This window comes from Pseudoalteromonas lipolytica (assembly GCF_001306915.1).
GTDB classification, from domain to species: domain Bacteria; phylum Pseudomonadota; class Gammaproteobacteria; order Enterobacterales; family Alteromonadaceae; genus Pseudoalteromonas; species Pseudoalteromonas simplex.
In genome coordinates this window covers 189,533-206,753 of sequence record NZ_LJTC01000004.1, presented here as the reverse complement: position 1 = coordinate 206,753, position 17,221 = coordinate 189,533, and the positions used below count along the sequence as shown (strand labels likewise).

The following is a 17,221-nucleotide window of genomic DNA, read 5'->3' as shown; positions in this document are numbered from 1 at the left end:
CATGAGTAAAGAATTAATCAGCCAAGAGAATATTGTGGTTGGCGAGATTGCCAACGGCCTACCTCTGACAATCCCAGTGTATCGCTTAAAAGGGGATGGCACAGGCCCAAACGTGTATATACAAGCCAATATGCACGGCGCTGAAGTACAAGGTAATGCAGTAATTTATCAATTGCTTGAGCAGCTAAAATCACTCAAGCTGCGTGGCGATATTACCCTAGTGCCTTATGCCAACCCTATTGGTTGCAATCAAAAATCAGGTGAGTTTACTTTAGGTCGCTTCGATCCAATTACGGGCACCAACTGGAACCGCATGTACCGCTTTAATAAAGCATTACCGTCACAGGTTGCTGAACAGCATAAAGACTGTGATGATGCGACCCTTAAAGCGGCGTTTAAACAGGCACTCGTTGCTGACATCGATAGTCAATTAACGGGCCCTGATTACAGCCTAACAACGGGTAAGCGTATTGCCCTTAACTTGCAAAAGCTTGCCCATCAGGCAGATATTGTTTTAGACCTTCACACTGGGCCTATCTCAAGTCAGCACTTATATTGCCCTGAATACGCCAAAGACAGCGCGAGCTACTTCAACATCGAACATGTGTTATTGATCCCAAGTGATTTTGATGGCGCGATGGATGAAGCGAGTTTCTGTCCATGGTGGTCACTGTCTGAAGAGCTTGGCAAACAAGGCCGTGAATTTGCTGTTCAAGTAGAAGCATTCACCGTTGAGCTAGGTAGCCAAGAAAAAATCGATTTAAGTGCGGCACTTGAAGATGCAAATAGCATTTTAAGTTACCTCAATCAAAAAGAGGTATTAGTTGATGCTGCGTATCATCCAAAAGCGATGACACGCTATGCCTGCATGCTTGAAGATTATGTAGCTTACTATGCCCCTATGGGTGGCATGGTTGAATACCTTGCCCCACTGGGCGGCCATATTAAAGCTGGTGAGCCTATCGCCCATATTTTAAGAATGGAGCGCTACCTTTCTGAGCAGCCGCTACAAACATTAAGTTTTGATAAAGACGCCATTGCTATTTTGCATTTTGCTTCAGCAAGCGTGAATCAAGGTACCGAACTTTATAAGTTTTTTACCAACGTATTTGAGCTATAAGCTCATCCCTTCTCATTGCGTGAGAGTCAACGGCTTATGCTCTTAGGCCGTTACAGCAGGGCTCCAAGCTTAGCTTGGGGCTCTCTATTTACCTAAAATTTCAACAATTCAGTACAAGTTCACGGTTACTTATGTAAAAATCGTTATAATTATACCTACTTACAAGTCTACTGAAAGGGAACTGCAATGGGATGGCGCATTTGGCTGGCAGCCGCTGGCTTATTTTCTGTACCTGTATTTGCTCAAACTGAACAACCACAAACTAACGAACAAGATGATGCACTAGAACTCGTAAAGCAGTGTATTTTGAACGAAGCTATTGGCGGTGACGGCAAGCAAACACTCGAAGAACTTCGTAAAAAGTGCTCTGATTTAGATGAAAGCAAAAAGCTCACCGCTTTAGACAAACGTAAAGCGCGTGAAGAAGTGAGCAAGAAAAACCGTAATGTGATCACCCCACATAAGCGTAACTATATTTTACCGCTTTCTTACGTATCTAATCCGAATGAGCGCCCTTTTGATGGCCTAAAAGACCTTGCTGAGCAAACTGATGGCGAGCCACTTGATAACCTGGAAGTAAAATATCAACTATCAATTAAAGTGCCAATCTTCGAAGACTTCTCTGATAAAGATCAGGGCGTATTTTTTGCATTTACCATGCAATCGTTTTGGCAATTTTACAATAAAGATATTTCATCGCCGTTTCGTGAAACAAACTACGAACCAGAGATCTTCTGGGTGAACTATCTTGATCCTGAGCATGTGCTTTGGGGCGATGAGATGGCGATTGCAATTGGTGCTTCACATCAATCTAATGGCCGCAGCCAGCCTAATTCACGTTCGTGGAACCGCATTTATGCTGACTTCTTATGGGAAAAAGATGGCTTTGTATTTAGCTTTAAGCCTTGGTACCGCATTCCTGAAGATAAAAAAGATGATGAACTAGAAGCTAAAGGTGATGACAACCCTGATATCTACAAATACATGGGTTACTTTGAATTCTCGGGTGCATACCGTTACAACGAGCATGAGTTTAGCTTTATGACCCGTAATAACTTAAATTCAGATAACCGTGGTGCAATTCAATTAGATTGGTCTTTCCCTCTTTGGGGCAGATTACGTGGTTATGCACAATACTTTAATGGTTATGGTGAGAGCTTGATTGATTACAACGCCGATATTGAACGTTTTGGTGTGGGTATTCTGTTAACTGACTTGCTTTAACTTAAAGAGCGAGCTTTAGTTAGCTCGCTCTGAATATTCGTTATTTTTTAACGATGAAGTGACCTTCAAATTCTGCTACTAGCACATCACCATCGTATACATTCACTGGCACATGGTAGCTTGCTTTGCCATTGTCCTCTAGCTCCGCCAACTTGCCTTTACAGCCAGCCAACTCAACACTCCCGCGAGGATCGTTATTCAGTGGTTTAAGGTATTTAATGTTGGCATCTGCTAACACGATATTCCCTTCAAGGCCAGCTTCTTTAAGCGCTAGGTAAGTTGCGCCCCAGCCTGTTAAGGTCGCTAAACTATAAATCGAGCCGGCAAACATAGTGTTATGAAGATTTAAGTTCGCATCTAGATCAGCGCGCGTAGTAAACTGCCAATCGGTATAGCTTTCTACTTTAATTCCCATTGCATCGCTGATAGGGATCGACTCACGCCACGTGTTTTGTAGTACTTGTGTCCAGTTTGGATGACGGAACCAACCCGGCTCAGAGGGTTTTTGTTTTACCATTTTCCAATGCTGTACATCGTCATAGGCAAGGTGTGCTTTTTCTTTTAATTCGTAGCCATGACGCTTATAGAAATCAAGGGCTCGCTCACGAGCAAACAATACCAGTTCATCTGCATCTTGAGTCCATGCGATTTTTTCTAATTCATGTAATAAACGGCTACCAATATGCTGGTTACGATTACCTTCAGCAACCGCCATATAACGAACTTGCGCTTGCTGATGATTGTTGAAATGCAGGCGAGCTACGCCTAATACTTCGCCATCATTATTTTTGATAAAGCGGTGCTCTGCGTCTTGCTCTAAGTCATCTTGTTCAGAACCGCGCGGCTCGCCCCAGGGTGCTCTTAAAACCTGCCAACGTAATGAATAGTACGCTTGCCAATCTTCGCTGCTTTGCGGGGTGGTCACTTTAAACATAAAAACTCCTGTGATAATTCAGCCACGGGTCTGTTGTTTTTCTGTCGTGGCCTTTGCAATGCGAATTACGATACGCGATCTTCTATCAAGTTGGAATAATACTTTGGTGACCCAGCCTAAATTATTATTCACAGCTGTAAAAACTAATGCACAATTGCACTTTATGCTTACTGGTCTATGCTGAAATAATTGTCTAATTATTATAATAACACGCTAAAGGCCCGAAATATGGAACATTTTCTTGAACCCAGTGGCGCAGTAAAACATAGTTTTATTGAGGACTGTCACCGATTAGGGCAGCTCATTTATTGGCATAAACAAGGCAATTACAGTATTCAAGTTAGGCAACTTAACCAATTACGCTGGTTACTGATCAACGAAACTCTGCAATCGGTCATTGAAAAACGCCGACCTGCCAGATTACTTTTCCCTCATTTACAATACCTTGCAAAGCTTTGGCAAGACTTAGAGGAACCGAAAAAGATTTTAGAATTAGGCCTAGGCGGTGGTGCTATTCGTAACTACTTACAGCACACCTACCCTGATAGCCAACTGACATCGGTTGATAAAAACCCCGACATAATTCACTGCTATAAACGTTACTTTGGTGGCGACCATGCCAATAACCTGCACTGTTTTGATGCGCAGCAAGTATTAGAGCAAAATAACGAATACAATTGGATTATCTTAGATTTATTCAGTGAGGTAGATGCACCATTATTTTTATACAAGCACCTGTTTTACACCAAACTAAGAGCAGCGATGACAAAAGATGGCTTGTTGTTCATTAATTTTTTATCCAATCACCCATCGCAACTAAAGCAACTTGAGCACCTGCTAATCACCGAGTTTGGCAAGCGCCCAAGCATTGTAAAAATCCCCGACTACGTGAATCATATCGTGATGATCAAAAAGTAGTTGTCTGTTAAATAGATAAATTAAAAGTAACTGGACCATCGTTACATAGGCTTACTTGCATATCAGCACCAAATTGCCCTGTAGCCACTGTTAAGCCTGCTTTTTTAGCCTCTGCAATAAAATACTCATAGAGCGTATTGGCTTGTTCTGGCGTGCCAGCACTTGAAAAGCTTGGACGCATACCCTTTTTAGTGTCGGCTGCTAAGGTAAACTGCGAAACCACTAAAAGCTCACCTTTGATATCATTCAAACTTAAATTCATCTTTCCTTGTTCATCGGTAAAAATGCGGTAATTGCTGACCTTATGTAAAAGCTTCTGGGCACTTTGCTCTGTATCCTGTTTTTCAACACCTAATAGCAGCAAAATACCGTTTGAAATTTCACCCACTACTTCGCCTGCCACTTCTACTTTTGCCTGTTTTACTCTTTGAATTAAGCCTTGCATTGATCCCTCGATAACTTGATATACATTAAATCTGCGGCACGTCGCATTGCCGCCAAATATACCTGATTATCGCTGCTGTGCCCAATGCCATCTAAAATCAATAATTGTGCATTTAACTGCTCAGCAAGCTGCTGTACGGCACTATATCGACAAATCAAATCGGCGCGGCCATGAATAAACCAAATCGGTAAATGAGTCAGTAAATGTGCATTTTCTGCGATAAAGCCTTCTTCAATGAAACAGTGATGACGAAAGTAATGCACCATTAACCTTGCTTGATTTAACCCGACATGGGGCTCCTGTAACCCCCAGTTTGTTAACGGCTCACCATGACACAATACCTGCTCCCAATGACACCATAACTTGGCAAATTTACTAGCTTTAATTTGATCGTCACTGTTTAGTTGCTGCTGATAAAAGTCGAGTAAGGCGTGCCAATCAGTGTAATTATGTGCAAATTCATTAAAGCACTCAGGGTAAAAATGCGCGCCGGCTCCTTTTGTTGTGTAAAGCCACTCGAAGTCACTGTTACAAGCTAAAAAGCTAGCCCGTAAAATAAGCCCTGCAACATGCTCTTGGTGATGAATAGCATAGACAAGTGCCAAAGTGGCCCCCCATGACTCACCACACACCAGCCATTTTTCAATACCCAGTTGCTGGCGTAAATACTCGAGATCGGCGACTAATTCTGAAGTGGTATTGGTTGAACTATCATGGGGTGTTGAGTGACCGCAACCGCGCTGACTGAACATGATCACTCGAAAACGCTCTAAGTCGAAAAAGCGGCAATTTTCAGGACATAGGCCCGCACCGGGCCCGCCATGGCATAACACCACAGCAATCCCTGTAGAAGCACCATATTCTTGCACATGGATTTGATGACCATCGCCAACACTCAAATGGTAATCGCGATTGGCAACATATTGTGGATGTAACTGCACCTCGCTCTCCTTAGGTGCAGTGAATTTAAACCTCTATATCAGGCGTGTCCTCGATATTCTCAGGGCTGATACATACAGTAAATTCTGCACCGAGTAATACGACAATCCACGACAAATAAACCCATACAAATAAAATAGGGATTGTCGCCAACGCCCCATAAATAACTTCGTATGATGGGAAGTGGCTGATGTACAAAGCAAAGCCTTTTTTTGTCAGCTCAAACAACATAGCTGCAAACAAAGCGCCCGGAATTGCCGCTCTAAATGGAACTCGTGTGTTAGGAACTAAAGTATAGAGCATAATGAAGCCAATCATTGAAATTATGTAAGGTAATAGTTTCAATAAAAAGCCGCTAAAGCCGGGAATGCCTTGATCGGCAAACGACACTAACGACACAATATATGAAGTAACACCAATACTAGCCCCTAATAACACCGGGCCTAGGCTGAGCACCATCCAATAAACGGCAAACGAAATCATCATTGGGCGCTTTTTCTTAATACGCCAAATTCGATTTAATGTAGCATCGACATTGCGAATAAGTAACAAGGATACCGCCGCTAAAAAGCCCACACCAACGGCAGTCATTTTATTCGCATTACCGGCAAAAGCGCTGATATGCTCTTTAATTACATCTGTAGAGGTCGGCACAAGATTAGTAAACAAGAAGTTTTCTATAGTCACTAACGTGCTTTCAAATCCTGGGAAAGCAGAAAAAATAGCCACACCAACCGCCACTAAAGGCACGATTGATAATAAGGTTACATAAGCCAAATAACCCGCATTGACTGTGATTTGATCGTCAATACAACGATTGAGATACTGCATCCACCAAGCAGGTTGTTGTTTTAAGAAAATGCTTATTTGCAGCTTATACCGACTGAGCTTCTCGTCCATAGAATCTAATTTCTGCTAAAATGTTTTGATAATCATAGCAATCCACCACATAATTTGAAATGACAGGTACCTAAAAAGGATTCTCAATGAAAAAACTGACACTTTTAAGTGCACCACTATTTGCAGTTACAATGGCATTATCGGGCTGCCAGTCAGCTTATTACTCAGCCATGGAGTCTGTCGGTGTGCATAAACGCGACATTTTAGTGGACCGCGTAGAAGAAACAAAAGAAGCACAGCAAGAGTCACAAGAAGAGTTTCAATCAGCACTAGACAGATTAACCACGCTGATCAACTTTGATGGTGGTGAGCTACAAGATGCCTACAATCAACTGAATGATGATTACGAGTCGAGCTTAGCTGCAGCGAACGACGTTACAAACAATATCAATAAAGTAGAAGATGTAGCTGAGGCACTGTTTGATGAATGGGCCGACGAGCTAGAGCAATACAAAAGCGCCTCACTAAAACGTGAAAGCAGCAAAAAGCTCAACGCAACTAAGCGCCAGTTTGATCAACTACTTCGCTCAATGCGCAGTGCAGAAAGCAAAATGGAGCCGGTATTATCATCACTTCATGATAATGTTTTGTACTTAAAACATAACCTAAACGCACAGGCTGTTACAGCTATCAAAGGTGAGTTCACAAATCTTAAACGGGATATTAAAGTGTTAATGGACGATATGAACAAATCAATTGAAGACTCGAATAAGTTCATTGAGCAAATGAATAAAGCGGGCTAATCAGCTCAAGCTATTAATATCTAAGCCTACTTAAACGTAGGCTTTTTTGTGTAACCTCTTGTTACTTTTTAATGATTTATCTTAATTTTTATTTTGCTAAACTCACGGCAAAGAATAAAAAGTAAGCATAGTATGTATTTAAAAACACTCTCAACACTTATTGCAGCAGCACTTATAAGCGCATGTAGCAACTCAAATACAGTGAATGTTATTGCCGGTGAAGGCACTATAACCCCATTAAAAACTGAAGGTGACTTCGAAGGTCGCTACCACAACCTTTATCCGGGTGATAAAGAATACCCAACAACCTGTACAGACAATTGCTATGAACCATCAGAGCTACTTATATGTGATGACAGCAATTCTCAGTGCCAATATCAAGCAGAACAAATAGTTCCAGCAACAAATACAGGGTTTATAGTCCGTTGGTTAGGTCATGCAGGCTTTTATATTCAATCACCAAATGGTGAACAACTGTTGTTTGACCCTGTTAAAGATCAGTTTGACTCACCCGTAGACTTGGCCTTTAAACTTGCTGGTGGCAGTTATCGTAAGCCCGGATTTTGGCCTACTAAGTCAGAGCTCGAAGGTTTAAACGCGGTAATGTACTCACACATTCACTATGACCATTTTAATAAAGCAGATATCGAAGAAATTGGTAATGCTCCCCGCTATTTAGTGCCACTAGGCTTTGCAGATAATTTTCCGACTGGTGGCTTTAATATTTCAGAGATGGCGTGGTATGCAAGTACACAAATTAATGACCTAACGATTCATTCGGTGCCGGCCCATCACTTTAGTAGTCGCATTATGGTTCCCTTTATTTACGACGATCACAATAAAGACTTATGGAATGGTTGGTTACTTGAGCAAAATGGTAAGACCTTGTTTTTTGCTGGTGATACCGGTTACTCAAAACACTTTCAAGATATTAAGCAAAAATACGGCGAGATTGATGTGTGCTTAATGCCAATTGCTTCCTACTACCATGAAGAAGATGGTAAGTGGTATCGTTATGTTCATACTACACCTGAAGATGCATTAAACGCGGCAGAAGAGTTAAGCTGTAAAGTGATGATCCCATGGGGTTACGGCAACTCAAGCTGGCAAATGGGTGACCATTCAAGTCATTCGGCATTACTTAGGTTGTTAAATATGCAAAAGCAGATGAACAGCCAAGTTCCGGTTTATATAATGAACGAAGGAGAGCAAATCCCGCTTTAAAGGTACGGGCTAATATTAAATAACTTTATCCAGCATGGAGTCTCGCAAAGCAAGCATCAATTTGTGAGCACTTCCTGCTGACATTGCTAATGGATTAAAATCGCTAGTACCTGAGTATTTAATATTTAATGGCGTTGTTAGTTTTGAATATGGTATGTACCCCATCGACCACTTTTCGAATTCCCGCTCTGCAATTTCGCAATAGTTCAGCATGATAATGTTGCGATGCCTTTTATCATTCAAAATACGATGATACGTTGCATTCACTGCTTTTCGCGATCCTTCAAGACACTGCATAAAATGAGTACTATTAAAACAAAGTAGCCCTGTTACATTACATTCAGCATTTTTCTTTTTCGCCTTTTCGAGAATATCCTCAATATCATTAGGCCCAAACCCATCGCTAATTTCACTTGTATAAATCAGTCTAACTAAATACATCTTACTCTCCTGCAAGTTGGATTTAGAAAAGATAGTACAGATGGGGGAGTTAGTAAAAAGTTGCGAGTTGCGTTTAGAAATCTATATAAATTAAGTTGGGTTTCGCTTCGCTCTGCCCAACCTACCTGGCTTACACTAAAACAAAAAAACCGCCGTATTTTTCAATACGGCGGCTTCTATTTTGCAAAACTAAAAGACGTTTTTAGTCTTTAGCTGCACGGCTCGCACGCTTACGCTCACTTTCAGTTAAGTGACGCTTACGAATACGGATGTTCTCAGGTGTTACTTCCACTAACTCGTCATCATCGATGAACTCAATCGCTTGTTCAAGCGTGTAGTTTAGTGGTGGAACAAGCGTTTGTGCTTCATCTGTACCCGATGCACGAACGTTTGTAAGTTGCTTACCTTTAAGCGCGTTTACAGTTAGGTCGTTGTCACGGCTGTGGATACCGATAACCATACCTTCGTAAACTTCAACACCGTGACCGATGAATAACTTACCACGGTCTTGTAAGTTGAATAATGCGTTAGTAAGTGCTTTACCAGTTGCGTTTGCAATCATTACACCATTCTTACGAGCACCGATAGTACCGCCTTTATGTGGACCGTAGTGATCGAATGTGTGGTAAAGAAGACCAGAACCAGACGTTAATGTCATGAATTCAGTTTGGAAACCAATTAAGCCACGGCTTGGGATCATAAAGTCCATACGTACACGGCCTTTACCATCTGGAGACATGTCTGTTAGTTCACCCTTACGAAGACCAATTTGTTCCATGATAGAACCTTGGTGCTCTTCTTGACAGTCGATTGTAAGTGTTTCGTATGGCTCTTCTTTTTGACCATCAACTTCACGAAGGATTACTTGTGGACGAGATACCGCAAGCTCGTAACCTTCACGACGCATGTTCTCGATTAAGATACCTAAGTGTAACTCACCACGACCAGAAACACGGAAGCTATCTGGGTTGTCAGTTTCTTCAACACGTAATGCAACGTTGTGAACAAGCTCAGCTTGTAAACGCTCAAGAATGTTACGTGACGTTACGAATTTACCTTCTTTACCAGCAAATGGTGATGTGTTTACAGAGAACGTCATTGTTACTGTAGGCTCATCAACGCTTAGTGGTGGTAATGCTTCAACGGTATTTACATCACAGATAGTGTCTGAGATTTTCAGCTCACCAAGACCAGTGATTGCAATGATGTCACCTGCGCCTGCAGATTCTGCTTCATGACGCTCAAGACCTAAGTAGCTCATTACTTGGCCAACTTTACCGTTACGCTTAGTACCGTCTGCGCTTACAACAGTCACCTGTTGGTTAGGACGAACAGTACCACGCTTGATACGACCTACACCGATAACACCGATGTATGAGTTGTAGTCAAGCTGAGAAATTTGCATTTGGAAAGCACCTTCAGGATCTGCATCCGGTGGAGATACTTCGTCAACGATCATCTGGAACATTGGTTCCATGTTATCTGATGGCTCGTCTAAATCCATTGTTGCCCAGCCGTTGATAGCTGATGCATAGATTACTTTAAAGTCTAACTGTTCGTCAGTTGCACCTAGGTTATCGAATAAATCGAAAACTTGGTCCATAACCCAGTCAGGACGTGCACCAGGTTTGTCGATTTTGTTGATAACAACAATCGGCGTTAAACCTTGTGCGAATGCTTTTTGCGTTACGAAACGCGTTTGCGGCATTGGACCTTCTTGAGCATCAACAAGTAGCAATACTGAGTCAGCCATCGAAAGTACGCGTTCTACTTCACCACCGAAGTCGGCGTGTCCTGGGGTGTCTACGATATTGATATGGTAGTCGTTCCAAGAGATAGCTGTGTTCTTAGCTAAAATGGTAATACCACGTTCTTTCTCAATGTCGTTTGAGTCCATTACGCGCTCTTCGTTACCGCCGCGCGTTTCTAATGTGCCTGATTGCTCAAGCAGTTTATCAACCAAAGTTGTTTTACCGTGGTCAACGTGGGCGATAATCGCTATATTTCTTAACTTTTCGATGCTCATATTTTTTCTCAGAGAAATTGAATCTCATTGATCCTGCAAGATCTACGCAGTCACCTGCGTTTTCACCAGATGTCCCAGCATAGGATTTAAAAGGGCGCATATTATCCCTTAATAATGGCATGGATGAAAGTTTATCCAATATAAATTTATAAACTTTCTTCAGGCTTTTTATAAGTATCTGTTTTATAAATGACAAATTTATGAAAATTAAAGTGAATCTGAGCTCAAAACTGGCGAAATTTTAGTTTTTGAACCATATTTTGGCACTAAATCGTGTTCATAACCGAAAAATTGGCACGCTCAATAATTGTGCAAAACAAGGTCGCACTTTTTACGCACCAGAATGATCTTTTTACGCACCAACTTAGTGCAACGAAAGTTAACAAAACGAAGCCCTGTTCACTTTTTACAAGCCTAAACAAGGTGTTAAAAACATGGCACGAAACCAGCTTATATAAGCGAAAAGCAATAATGCAGCAAAAATAAAACCCAACAATTGGAGGACACATGTCACAATCGGTTTTAGATTTTATCAAAGAAAATGACGTTAAGTTCATTGATTTACGCTTTACTGATACCAAAGGTAAAGAACAGCATGTTTCTATTCCTCATCATCAAATTGATGAAGACTTCTTCGAAGACGGCAAAATGTTTGACGGTTCTTCAATTGCTGGCTGGAAAGGTATCAACGAATCAGACATGGTACTTATGCCTGTTCCTGAGTCTGCGAAAATGGACCCGTTTTCTGAAGAAGCTACACTAATCGTACGTTGTGACGTAGTTGAGCCTTCAACACTTCAAGGTTACGAGCGTGATCCACGTTCTGTTGCAAAACGCGCTGAAGAGTACATGCGCTCTACTGGTATTGCTGACACTGTATTATTCGGTCCAGAGCCAGAATTCTTCCTTTTTGATGACGTTAAATACAAATCAGACATGTCTGGTTCTATGTACAAAATCGATTCTGTAGAAGCAGCTTGGAACTCAGATAAAGATTACGAAGGTGGCAACATGGGTCATCGTCCAGGTGTTAAAGGCGGTTACTTCCCGTGTTCACCTGTTGACTCATCACATGACTGGCGTTCAGCAACTTGTTTAGTTCTTGAAGAACTAGGTCAAGTAGTAGAAGCTCACCACCACGAAGTAGCAACTGCAGGTCAAAATGAGATCGCAACTCGCTTCAATACAATGGTATTAAAAGCTGACGAAATCCAAGAGATGAAATATGTTATCCATAACATGGCTCACTTATACGGAAAAACAGCGACATTCATGCCTAAACCAATCGTAGGTGATAACGGTTCTGGTATGCACTGTCACCAATCTCTAGGTAAAGATGGCGTAAACATCTTCGCGGGTGACAAATACGCAGGTCTTTCTGAAGAAGCACTTTACTACATCGGTGGTATCATCAAGCACGCTAAAGCAATCAACGCATTCGCTAACGCGTCAACGAACTCATACAAGCGTTTAGTACCAGGCTTCGAAGCTCCTGTAATGCTTGCATACTCTGCACGTAACCGTTCTGCTTCAATCCGTATCCCAGTGGTACCGTCTGCAAAAGCACGTCGTATCGAAGTACGTTTCCCTGATCCAACAGCTAACCCATACTTAGCATTCTCTGCAATGCTTATGGCTGGCCTAGACGGTATCAAGAACAAGATCCACCCTGGCGATGCAATGGACAAAGACTTATACGATCTACCTGCTGAAGAAGCAGCTGAGATCCCACAAGTTGCATCTTCTTTACAAGAAGCACTTGCATCATTAGACGCAGACCGTGAGTTCTTAACTCAAGGTGGCGTATTCACTGATGACCTAATCGATGCATACATCGCGCTTAAGAGCCAAGAAGTTGAAAAACTTAACATGACAACTCACCCAGTTGAGTTCGAAATGTACTACAGCGTGTAATACACGCTGTATCAGAATTATCTAAAAGATAATAAATGTGTGTTCTCAAGCCCGCTCTGCGGGCTTTTTTAATGGTAATTGAGCGGGTTCTACTCTACAGTTTTAGTTAAGTGAAAAAATGCAGGGTCGCAGGGTGAAAAGCACAACCTTATTGGTATTATCGTTATTATTTGCAAGCTTTTTTGGTTATACAGCAGCACAAAAAGTCTATTCTTGGAAAGATGAGAATGGTGTATTAGTATTTTCTGATACTCCTCGCCCCGGTGCTACTGAGGTCAAGTTAAATACCCAAAACCTTACAATGCCTGCAGCTGATACCAGTATTCTTGATACTGCTCCAAGTGCAGTCCCTGTTAACTTTAAAGTGTCAATTGCAGCCCCCGCAAATGAAGAAACTGTGAGAGAAAATACAGGTTCTGTTTATGTTACTACACGAATCAGCCCCCGTTTTGAAACTGGTTTCAAAGTTCAATTACTCGTTGATGGTTCACCTCATGGCGCACCAAGTAATAGCACAACCTTTGCTCTAAGAGAGGTCTTTCGAGGCGAACACACATTACAAGCGAAACTTTTTGATGCAAATAATAAACTCGTTTCAGTTAGCCCAGTCAGCACTTTTTTCATGCACAGAACTTCAATTAATAACGGAAATTAGAATTTTCGACATGATGTCTCGCAAAGCAAAAAGACTATGCTAAGCTGCACTAAATTGTAACGCACTAAAATGGTGCAACCATGCTCAGAGATTTACATTTTAATTCTCAATTACTCGACAGTATTTGGAAAAATTTAAGTACTGCTGTTATTTTACTCGATCATGATTTTAAACTGGTTTACGCAAACGATAGCGCCAGTGAGCTTTTAGGTTTAGGCCCAAAACGTATCATCAACCAACCGTTCGACAACCTATTTAACTACCACTCGATAGATTTAAAACGTATTGCTCAGTATTCGTTGTTTGACGGTGTCGATTGCCACCAACATAGAGCTGACGTGGTGTTCGTCGATTCTCGCCATGCCAAGTTAACTATTAGCACACGCCGAATAAGTAGCAACGATGAAAATTATATCCTGTTCGAATGCCGCCAAATGGATGATGAAATTCGCCATGACCAAGCTTCGAATCAAATGCATCAATATCAAGCTGCCCGTAACCTTATTCGTGGTTTAGCACATGAAATTAAAAATCCTTTAGGTGGAATTCGCGGAGCGGCGCAATTATTGCAGTACGAGGTTGATCAGCAAGAACGTGATCAATGTGCCGAATTAATCATTGAACAAGCAGACCGTTTACGCGAGCTTGTCGACCGTTTACTTGGTCCGAATCAACTGCCACACAAATCCCATGGCAATATTCACCAAGCGTTAGAGTCGGTGATTAAACTGAGCATGTTAGACAACAATGCCAATATCACTTTAGTGAAAGACTATGATCCAAGTATACCGAGTGTATACATAGATCAGAGTAAAATTCAGCAAGTGGTACTGAACATTATTCGTAATGCACAACAGGCACTTGTTGATGGTGGCGAGATAAGAATAAAAACTCGCATCAATCATCAACACAGGCGCCCGGGTAAGGCACCGAAAAAAACCTTGCTGATCCAAATTTCGGATAACGGCCCAGGTATAGACAAGAGCTTACGTGAAACCTTGTTCTACCCAATGATCACCAACAAAGAAAATGGATCAGGGCTTGGTTTATCGATAGCGCAAACCTTGGTTGACCAACATGACGGCCACATTGATTGTGACAGTTGGCCAGGCCATACAGAATTTAATATCTATTTGCCTTTTACGGATTAATGGTTTTTTGGAGTAGTCATGAAAACAGTCTGGTTAGTTGATGATGATGCCTCAATTCGCTTTGTATTGGAAAAAGCGTTGGCACGTGCAGGATTTGACACTGAAAGCTATGCAAACGCACAAGATGTGCTTAACGCATTAAAGTTTAGCCAGCCCACGGTATTGGTATCTGATGTGCGTATGCCTGGCATGGACGGCATGGCGTTACTCGAAACAATTGCCGAGCAAAATCCTGGCTTACCTGTTATTATCATGACAGCTCACTCGGATTTAGATTCGGCGGTAAATGCCTTCCAAAAAGGGGCGTTTGAGTACCTCGCCAAACCGTTTGACTTAGACGAAGCCGTGGCACTGGTAGAAAGCGCCTGTCGTGCTAACTCAACGAAGAAAACTAAACGCAAACAAGCACCACAAACCAATGCGCATATCATCGGTGAAGCACCTGCAATGCAAGAGGTGTTTCGCGCGATCGGTAAATTATCAGCATCAAGTATGAGCGTGCTGATTAATGGTGAGTCAGGGACAGGTAAAGAGCTAGTTGCAAGCGCCCTGCATAACCACAGCCCACGCAAAGAAAACCAATTTATAGCTCTGAATATGGCTGCCATTCCTAAAGAATTAGTTGAGTCAGAGTTATTTGGCCACGAAAAAGGCGCATTTACTGGAGCCGACAGCATTCGTAAAGGCCGTTTTGAACAAGCGAATGGCGGCACCTTATTTTTAGATGAAATTGGTGATATGCCACTCGACGTTCAAACACGTTTATTACGCGTGTTAGCCGATGGTGAGTTTTACCGCGTGGGCGGCCATCAAAGTATTAAAGTTGATGTACGTATTATTGCTGCAACGCACCAAAACCTCGAAGACTTGGTAAAACAAGGTAAGTTTCGTGACGACTTATTCCACCGCTTAAACGTAGTGCGTTTACGCTTACCCGCGCTGCGTGAGCGTACGGAAGATATTGAACGACTAGCACAACACTTTTTACATAAAAGTGCCAAAGAGCTGCAAGTTGACAGCAAAATTTTAAGCCCAAAAGCCACTGAGCAACTACGCCTATTTAACTGGCCAGGTAACGTGCGCCAATTAGAAAACACCTGCCGTTGGTTAACCGTTATGGCGCCGGGTGAACTTATTAGTGAACAAGATTTACCACCTGAAATCGTCGCAGTTACACCAATCGAGCAAGAAGGCGACTGGCTAGATGCATTTCAACAATGGCTTAACCTTGAACTTAAACAAGGTAAAGAAAATATTTGGCCTGCCATTCAAGCACAACTCGAGACTCGCTTAATTAAAACTGCTCTTGCCAACTGTGCTGGGCACAAGCAAGAAGCCGCAGTGAAAATCGGCTGGGGTCGTAATACATTGACCCGCAAGCTAAAAGAGCGCAATATTAGCTAATTTCGCGCAAACCAATGTGAGTCAATGAATTTAATCGAGCACATTCCACTAATTAAACAAATGGAAATTATTAACAGATTACCATTTTTTAGAGAGTTCACATTAAGCGAACGACAAGTGTTATTAGAGTCATTCAGTCATTTGTATTTGGTCAAACAAGGCCGCGCTGTTTTCAAACAATACGATACTGATAAACGGCTTTATATTGTGCTAAGCGGCTCACTGATGGTATTCAAACAAAGCCATCTCCTTGAACTTGGCACGATTGAGCCTGGCGAATTTATCGGTGAAGGTGCTTTTATCAATAACCGCGAGCACAGTACGAGTGCGCGCGCAAAAGTTGATACCATTTTGTTAGCTATCACCCCTGAAGCACTTACCCGCTTGCCGAATGTGATCCGCGAGAAAATTAAAGATCGCATAATCGAAGGTATGAGTGAACGTATTACTAAGTTAAGCACTTACCTTGAGTCACGTAACTAGTCCATATACACAATTTGAAATGAGCAATTTAACCAACTTGGGCTATTAACGCGAGCCGTGTAACGGTAGGTGTCTGATGGTTTCATACCAAAAGGGGTACTCACTTCTGGCGTTAAATGGCTGTAACTTTGCGAATAGTTTTTATAATAAATGACTAGGTGGCCGTATAAGTATTCCCAATCAAGAGTAACTTTACTACCGCCAGCAAGAGTAAAGTGAGCTTGCTTATCACTGAATGTAACAACAAGATCATTATACTTGTCTTCAACACATCCTGTGGTGAGTACACGAGCCGGCATAGTAAAATTAGTGGTAGTATTTTTAGCTTTTAAATAAAAGCCAATATTGCCATGATTGTAAAAGTGGTTGGCATCTGTGGTGTATTTGATTTCAACTTCATAACCCAATCCTTGCATAATTTCAGCAAGTTGCTCAGTTTCATGAGTGAGGATTTTATCACTCGATAACATTAAGGTTGCATCCGCAAACTCTCTTGGCACTGGGAGCTGAGTGTATTCATAGGGTAAGCTTTGCTTATTTAATGCTTGCTCTAATGATTGCAACTGCGACTGATCAAGATTTTCTGTGTATACGTAGACTGTAGCTTGCTGACAACCAGCCAAAATTAAAAATATGGCTGCCGAAATTATCCTTTTCATATTCTTTCTCACTTTAGATTACAAGTGTAGTCTAAAGTGAG

17 protein-coding genes are annotated in these 17,221 nt (G+C 41.8%); 10 read left to right on the top strand and 7 right to left on the bottom strand.

The annotated features are described in order from the left end of the window. Position 1: 1 nt before the first annotated feature. Together AOG27_RS07540 and AOG27_RS07535 are read left to right on the top strand one after the other, a co-directional pair. Positions 2-1,120, top strand: coding sequence for a succinylglutamate desuccinylase/aspartoacylase family protein (locus AOG27_RS07540; RefSeq protein ID WP_054552403.1), 1,119 nt, complete (start codon positions 2-4; stop codon positions 1,118-1,120). A gap of 186 nt (positions 1,121-1,306) precedes the next feature. Then, positions 1,307-2,344 carry a phospholipase A gene (locus AOG27_RS07535; RefSeq protein ID WP_054552402.1) on the top strand — a complete coding sequence of 346 codons (1,038 nt, stop codon included), beginning with the start codon at positions 1,307-1,309 and terminating at the stop codon, positions 2,342-2,344. Between the two features lie 40 nt (positions 2,345-2,384). On the opposite strand, the gene AOG27_RS07530 is transcribed toward AOG27_RS07535, so the two are convergent. Continuing rightward, positions 2,385-3,278 (bottom strand): bifunctional GNAT family N-acetyltransferase/hotdog fold thioesterase, encoded by an 894-nt coding sequence (locus AOG27_RS07530; RefSeq protein WP_054552401.1) that lies wholly within the window; start codon positions 3,276-3,278, stop codon positions 2,385-2,387. Between the two features lie 228 nt (positions 3,279-3,506). Between AOG27_RS07530 and AOG27_RS07525 the strand changes: the two genes are divergently transcribed. Further along, positions 3,507-4,196: a spermidine synthase gene (locus tag AOG27_RS07525; protein WP_054552400.1), complete on the top strand. Its 690-nt coding sequence runs from the start codon at positions 3,507-3,509 to the stop codon at positions 4,194-4,196. Positions 4,197-4,203: 7 nt separating this feature from the next. Here the strand turns inward: AOG27_RS07525 and dtd are convergent, their stop codons facing one another. The 3 genes from dtd to AOG27_RS07510 are packed head-to-tail and all read right to left on the bottom strand — an operon-like array spanning position 4,204 to position 6,480. After that, a complete protein-coding gene (gene dtd / locus AOG27_RS07520; RefSeq protein ID WP_054552399.1) occupies positions 4,204-4,641 on the bottom strand; it encodes a D-aminoacyl-tRNA deacylase in 438 nt (145 codons plus the stop codon). Then, positions 4,629-5,582: an alpha/beta fold hydrolase gene (locus tag AOG27_RS07515; RefSeq protein WP_054552398.1), complete on the bottom strand. Its 954-nt coding sequence runs from the start codon at positions 5,580-5,582 to the stop codon at positions 4,629-4,631. The genes dtd and AOG27_RS07515 overlap by 13 nt, the downstream gene beginning before the upstream one ends. Before the next feature lie 25 nt (positions 5,583-5,607). Then, positions 5,608-6,480 (bottom strand): virulence factor BrkB family protein, encoded by an 873-nt coding sequence (locus AOG27_RS07510; protein ID WP_054552397.1) that lies wholly within the window; start codon positions 6,478-6,480, stop codon positions 5,608-5,610. Between the two features lie 86 nt (positions 6,481-6,566). On the opposite strand from AOG27_RS07510, the gene AOG27_RS07505 reads away from it, so the two are divergent. Beyond that, positions 6,567-7,223 carry a DUF2959 domain-containing protein gene (locus tag AOG27_RS07505; protein ID WP_054552396.1) on the top strand — a complete coding sequence of 219 codons (657 nt, stop codon included), beginning with the start codon at positions 6,567-6,569 and terminating at the stop codon, positions 7,221-7,223. 132 nt (positions 7,224-7,355) lie between these two features. Continuing rightward, positions 7,356-8,447: an MBL fold metallo-hydrolase gene (locus AOG27_RS07500; protein WP_054552395.1), complete on the top strand. Its 1,092-nt coding sequence runs from the start codon at positions 7,356-7,358 to the stop codon at positions 8,445-8,447. A 15-nt stretch (positions 8,448-8,462) separates the two neighbouring features. Here AOG27_RS07500 and AOG27_RS07495 read toward each other — a convergent pair whose 3' ends face one another. Next, positions 8,463-8,888, bottom strand: a complete 426-nt coding sequence (locus AOG27_RS07495; protein WP_054552394.1) for a BLUF domain-containing protein — start codon at positions 8,886-8,888, stop codon at positions 8,463-8,465. 202 nt (positions 8,889-9,090) lie between these two features. Continuing rightward, the gene (gene typA / locus AOG27_RS07490; protein WP_054552393.1) at positions 9,091-10,914 is read right to left on the bottom strand and encodes a translational GTPase TypA; all 1,824 of its coding nucleotides are present in this window, start codon (positions 10,912-10,914) and stop codon (positions 9,091-9,093) included. Between the two features lie 507 nt (positions 10,915-11,421). Between typA and glnA the strand changes: the two genes are divergently transcribed. The 5 genes from glnA to AOG27_RS07460 all read left to right on the top strand — a co-directional run bounded on the left by glnA (position 11,422) and on the right by AOG27_RS07460 (position 16,521). After that, positions 11,422-12,828, top strand: a complete 1,407-nt coding sequence (gene glnA, locus AOG27_RS07480; RefSeq protein ID WP_054552391.1) for a glutamate--ammonia ligase — start codon at positions 11,422-11,424, stop codon at positions 12,826-12,828. A 118-nt stretch (positions 12,829-12,946) separates the two neighbouring features. Next, complete coding sequence (locus AOG27_RS07475; protein ID WP_054552390.1) at positions 12,947-13,483, top strand: DUF4124 domain-containing protein; 537 nt, start codon at positions 12,947-12,949, stop codon at positions 13,481-13,483. Between the two features lie 80 nt (positions 13,484-13,563). After that, positions 13,564-14,634, top strand: coding sequence for a nitrogen regulation protein NR(II) (gene glnL / locus AOG27_RS07470; RefSeq protein WP_054552389.1), 1,071 nt, complete (start codon positions 13,564-13,566; stop codon positions 14,632-14,634). An 18-nt stretch (positions 14,635-14,652) separates the two neighbouring features. After that, a complete protein-coding gene (gene ntrC / locus AOG27_RS07465) occupies positions 14,653-16,038 on the top strand; it encodes a nitrogen regulation protein NR(I) (protein ID WP_054552388.1) in 1,386 nt (461 codons plus the stop codon). 24 nt (positions 16,039-16,062) lie between these two features. Further along, positions 16,063-16,521, top strand: a complete 459-nt coding sequence (locus AOG27_RS07460; RefSeq protein ID WP_054552387.1) for a cyclic nucleotide-binding domain-containing protein — start codon at positions 16,063-16,065, stop codon at positions 16,519-16,521. Here AOG27_RS07460 and AOG27_RS07455 read toward each other — a convergent pair. Next, entirely contained in the window at positions 16,518-17,180 is a 663-nt protein-coding gene (locus AOG27_RS07455; protein ID WP_054552386.1) for a hypothetical protein, read from the bottom strand. The two genes, AOG27_RS07460 and AOG27_RS07455, sit on opposite strands and share 4 nt — an antisense overlap. Positions 17,181-17,221 lie beyond the last annotated feature (41 nt).